The organism is Gammaproteobacteria bacterium (assembly GCA_003696665.1).
GTDB lineage: Bacteria > Pseudomonadota > Gammaproteobacteria > Enterobacterales.
In genome coordinates this window covers 1-5,826 of the sequence record RFGJ01000237.1, presented here as the reverse complement: position 1 = coordinate 5,826, position 5,826 = coordinate 1, and the positions used below count along the sequence as shown (strand labels likewise).

The window sequence follows — 5,826 nt, the reverse complement described above, 5'->3', positions numbered from 1 at the left end:
TTGTCTGTTCGTCCCCATTCTCCATGCAGCACCTGCCAACTTTGCCCGCCGTCTATGGAAACAGCCGTGTAGGCGCAGTCCTTACTCTCGATGTCGTACCAGAGTGAATAGGTCAAGTGGGCGGTCGACACAGATGACAGATCAAAAGCGCGTGTCAGAATCGTATCGCTGCCATCAACCTGATTCGACCACCAAATATATTCTCCACTAGGGATAGTATCGGAGATCAGGGACGCTTCGGGTTGTCCTTGAAAGTAGAACGTGTTTCCACCACCACCGTACATTTCGATCACATCGACGCCGAATGGATATATTGTTTCATCGATCCGGATCGGGAAGGACGTATGCAGGCTGCTATGGACGAATTTATCGTTCAATCCAGTGGATAAAATCCAATCTGTATACACACTGGCAAAGTCTAGCCCCTTCTCGGCTAGATATATGCGAAATCCACCTATCCCGTTATCTGGTGAAGCGATAACCATGCGCAGAAAATTATCGCCAAATCGGTCCAAAAGATAACGTAAGAAAAGATATGCGCCACCATAGTATGCTGACAAAGGGGTATCTTCTTGCTTCCAAGCCAAAAGAGGAATATCTGGGTGCCGCTGATATTCTTGGCTGAGCCCATTTGTCGGACCGGTCGCAAGGGTCGCTATTAATTCGGACATGCCCTCATTCAGCCATAACTCCTCGTTAGGATCCACACGCCGCTGCAAGACGTGTTGCCATTCATGGGCCAACAGGCGCATATAGTAATCTGAGGCCGGTGTCACATTGTCAAGATTCACATAGATCATGCTTGCTTCGTTGCTTAGGGAAAACAAATACTGAGGCAATTCATCGATGTCTGCATAGTAAGCATAGATGTTTTCCCCCATTCCAGTGGCATGGAGAACAGCCACTGACGGCTCAAGGATCATGGGTGCAAAAAAGCGTGCAGCGACCGGATAGACCTCTGTCTCGAATTGAGATGCAATTTGCGCAAATTGGGCTTCGGCGTTAAGGGCCACTTGACCTTTTTCCACCCAGAAATCAAGATGCGCACTACGGTAGACCAAAATTGCCGTCACTTCCCTTGCGATTTCCTCTGTTGTCCGCACCCAGAATGATTTTTGCGCCCCCAATTCCATACGAGAGAGGCCATTCGTGGACCATCCCGGTTGTATTTTGCCGTAGCGTAGTGCAAGTGCACGAGGATCGTTTGGTGGCGGCGTATCGGAAAGCGGGCTCAATCGCTCTTCTTGAACGGAATCCACAGACGCAACAACAGCGGTTGACGTTTCACTCCATACGACAGGCGGCGTTACCGGTGGTGTTTCGATTGGTGTAAGGGATGCGGTTGCACTTGGTGTAAGTGTCTGTGCTTCTAGCGGCGTGGGAGATGGTGACAGTGTTACTGTCGGTGTTGTCGTTGGTGTTGTCGTAAAATTCAGGGAAGGAACTGAGGAGGGCGCCGCGACGGCCACAGGTGTCGCCGTTCTCTGAGGATTCGTGGTTGGCGTACTGGTGGGTGAGGGAGTGCGGCCTGCTATTCTAGTGGGCTGTACCGAGGGTGTTGCGTTAATGATAGGGCCTGGGCGCGCTGTAATCAGCAACCAGATGGCAAACACGCCAAGCAAGACGGCAATAATGATAGCCGAAACGATTATCGTTCGTCGTTGTCCTGTTGTCATACCTCATATATTGAAAGGGATACACGAAAGATGGGAAAGGGCGGGCCACCGCAAGTGGCCCGCCCTCATTTCATTAGGGGTCAATGGGTTGGGATAATCAACCGCTGGCCCGACACCAGCATTCGCGGATTTGCCAAATTGTTGGCGTCAATCACCGATTGCAGAGAGACGCCATACTGCGTTGCGATCTTCCAGAGCGACTCGCCACGTTGCACAACATGAATCATCTTCCCATCTGCGGTTGCGGCGGGCGCCGCCTTCGTCACGGCGCCGCCGCTTCTTTTGAAAGCTGATGGTTCAATGTAAAGCGCTGGAGGGTCTACAAAGAGATCCTGAGAAACCCCTGGTTGGTACCAGAACTGAACGGTGTTGCCGTTCTCGTCTTTCCAGTCATTGGTGAGCAGATACAGTTCGCCAGCCGGGAAAGCAAGAGTTGTGTAGGCGTCTGGGAGGGTGTGGTAGGACTGGTTGGTCCATACCAATTTACCGTCGACGACCTTCAACACCTCTTTGAGTTCACCGAAGAACTCGTCTTCGATGGCCTCTTCCATCAAAAGTACATCCATTGGCGGACGACACACGGATGCGCCAAGTACACCGACGTCATTCTGATTGGCCAGGACATCCTCGGCGATGGTGTGCCCGTCGATATTGAAAGGCGGCATCACCGAGATGATGGTGGCGCCATTGGGCAGGTAGTGTTGTAGCACCAGCGAATCTTGACGATTAACAAATGGGGCTTTCGGCACAGGCGTGCGAATGGTGATGTACTTGAAACCGTAACGACCATTCGAGATCTCATGGGTGCGGATGGCAACCACGTTGTATTCGTGGCCATCAACGAAGAAACGCTTGAGATACCACGGATCTCCGGGGGTCAGATCGTGCCGACCAGCATTGTTATCGATAGCTGAGTGCGTGGCTCCCAAGGCGCGTCCGATAGTAACAGAGACGGTGCCAGCATTTGAATTGATGTCGTTTATGTAAACGAACCAGCCACCGTCGACTTCACCCAAGTTTCCGCCGCCGGGTGGGATCTGGCGCACATTGACTTTGTTGCGGCCAACGATCCCCATTGAGCCCACTGCATAGGGCAGCGTTACTCCCACTTCGTGGGGCGCAATGTTATACCCGCCACCGGGCAGCCGTTCCAATCCTCCACCGGTGTTCCACAATTGCAGGAGCACTCGACCATTGGACGTAATGCCTTGGAATTGCACCATGTGATCCAGGAACTGAGCAAAGCTGGTCTCAGGCGTCGCCAGACTGAGGGTGATATCTTCGACAGCGAAGACTACCATTTCATTCCCATTCATATCGCTGTCGGAATCCAACGCATCAAGCGTTCCATCGCCGTCGAAATCTGCCGTAATGCCGGTGGCTTCGGCTAGTGTTTGTTCACTGTGCAACCGCACGATATCGTCGTTTTGACCATCAAAATCGGCATCGAAGGTCGTTAGACCACCGCCGAAGCGTCCCCACAACGTGGGCCAGTCAGTAGCAGATGGAAAGACAAAACTACTGAAGCCTGGCTGTGCGTAGGTCGGCTGGTCAGCCGTATTCAGATACATATAGGTGAACTCTTGCAGAAGCGCGGGGAAGCGGTACTCATTGTCCGGCCCCAAAATTTTGTCTAAGTAATTCGGTTCATACCACATGCGGAAGAAGACCTTCTCCAGCGCATCATGGGCATCAATAGAGATGGCAGGATACAGTGTTCTCACCAATGGATCCGCCTGACAACTTTGAAATTCGCTCATGAAAGCTGGATTGAAAGTGATAGAGTCTTTGATCGGCGCCTGTTCGGCCAGCGGATCAAAGGGCGCTTCGGGATCTGTATAAGGCGCGACCTCCACAGGATAGTCTGCATTCCCGGGATCGCTGGCACTGGTGTCACCCGCTCCTTCGTTGCCTTGGCCATAGACTCGCAACCAGGCAGGCGACTTGTATTTCGCTCCACTAGCGGCCGGATCAAACCAGAGCTTGACCCGATGGTTACCACTCTGCGGCGCCGTGAAAGCACCGGTAAAGAGATAAAGATCTCTAAAGCCAGGGATATCGGGCAGTAAAAATTCGGTGAAGCTGGAAGGCATTGTATTCCAACGTTGGACTCCAAAGCTTTCGCTGCCGTCATCCCCTTCCTTATACACCTGCAGTAACTGCCCTCGATACTGGGGATTCAACTCTTCTCTTACATAGACAGCCCGCATAGCTTGGCGTTGCGAGTACGTCGGACCATTCCCGTCGCGTCGAAAGGCCGTGTAAGGCAGCCAGTTAGGATTCTGGAGGATGGGTGGTACAGGACCAAAGGAATCACCCATTAACCGACCGGTGTGGTCTGTTTGTACGTCGTTAATGATGTAATGCTCATAGTTAAAGGGAGGCATCATTGGCAGCCATTCGAAGAAGCCGTAGCCCTGCAAATGGACAGAATGCTGCTTGATCGTAACCGGCGCTTTGGGAACAGGGGTGCGGATGGTGATAAAGCTGAAGTTGTCTGTACCCTCTGTACCGATAGCCACAACATTGTACTGGTGGCCATCCACATAGAAGCGTTTCAGTGAATTTTGTGGCTCGTCATCGATAGGAGTCGGCCCACCCGTTTCGATAGTGGCATGGGTGGCCCCCAAGGCACGACCTACACGGAGTTGTGCAACACCTGTGCCCAGATCGACGCCAACTACCTGCACAAAGAATGCCCCCAACGATATGGTAGCGGGTGCAGGGGCAGGAATTCCGGGCAAGCGGGTCTTGTAGGACCAGAGTTCATTCACACCTAAGGTTTGGGCGCCCACCATCGCCGGAAGCAAATCCCCGGTGTACAGGATTTCGACAGTGACACCCTGATTGGTTACGTTCTGCACTTGAATCGCGTGATCCAAAAACTGTAAACGACCTCCGACAGGTATTGATTTGGGCGCAATACTGAGTACGACCAGTTCATCGCCACTGAGCATGGCGCCATCTGCATTCAATGGGTCCAAAACGCCGTTGGCGTTGAAATCGGCGTCAATACCGGTTTTTGCGGCAAGACTGGCTTCGCTGTCGATCTGCACGATATCAGACCAACCATCAAAATCCGCATCCAAGCTTGTCAGTCCGTAACCGAATGGATCGAACAATAGGCCATCAGCAATGCCGACGGGGAAAACAAATTGTGTACTGCCCGCCGGGCCTGAAATAGGCTGGGGAACAGATGCAGCAGGGGCCGCTTCAGTCAGGATATAGGTGAATTCCTGCATGATCGCTGGATACGCGATCGAGTCCTTGTCCTGGTGATTTGGTTCATACCAAAAGCGATGCCAAACTTTTTCGGCGATATTGATGCCATCGGCGAAAAGTTTCTGGTAGAGTCCCTGCGCTTGATTCTCATCAAAAGTCTCATCTTCGTACATCCATAGCGGATTCCATGTTACGGAGTCTTTAACGGGCGCCTGCGTTCCCTGAGGATCAAAAATGGAATTGACACCTTTTTCACCAGTATAGGGAGCATCCTCAGCGGAGCTTGTTGTATCCCCAGCACCTTCGCTATTGAGGCCATATACGCGCAATGTAGGTGGATCACCCGCATTGGGTTCCACTGCTTCTGCAAATACACTGGCAGGAGTAAATATAAGGCTCACTATCAATAGAGCCGCGAGACTGCTGAACTTCCATTTGGTGTAGAACATACGACATCTCCTTACGGATATATTGGGGATGGATGTGGATAGTGATTGGGTCTTATTCACGGAGAAGGAGCCGTCTTTTGTTTCGGCGTGGATAGATCGGCCAACAAGAGGGCATCTGCAAAGTTAGACGGCACCGTTCAAGGGAATTGCTGCATAGCAATTTGTTCCTATACTAGAGGATGCCCCCCAACCCCACAACAGGAGTATTCCGCAAGCCGGCCTACGGAATTTTCCGTAGACACCGTGAACGCTGTGCACCCCGATGGACAAAAATTGGGACGCAGATGCACGCTGGCTCCGCACGCAGATTTCCTGGCGTGGCGCGGTTCATGATCTGAGGAGGGCCGCTTGACGATTTTTCGGACGGAAGACGGAGGGCGAAAGACGAATCCGAACACGTTCAGGGCGGATGTACACTTCGATATCCGTCCTCCGTCCTTGGTCCTTCGTCTCAACCTGTTAGGCGCCTCGCACCTGTA

General features: G+C 52.3%; 2 protein-coding genes. Both read right to left on the bottom strand.

What is annotated here, in order from left to right; translation table 11 throughout:
• Nucleotides 1-1,259: hypothetical protein (locus D6694_06790; GenBank protein ID RMH43675.1), on the bottom strand; the 1,259-nt coding region annotated here is incomplete at its 3' end.
• Nucleotides 1,260-1,756: 497 nt separating this feature from the next.
• Nucleotides 1,757-2,242, bottom strand: coding sequence for a LysM peptidoglycan-binding domain-containing protein (locus D6694_06785; GenBank protein ID RMH43676.1), 486 nt, complete (start codon nt 2,240-2,242; stop codon nt 1,757-1,759).
• Between the last annotated feature and the right edge of the window lie 3,584 nt (nt 2,243-5,826).

Excerpts from the sequence above, each read along its gene's own strand:
- D6694_06785 (RMH43676.1), bottom strand. The coding sequence starts at position 2,242 with ATGGATGTACTTTTGATGGAAGAGGCCATCGAAGACGAGTTCTTCGGT.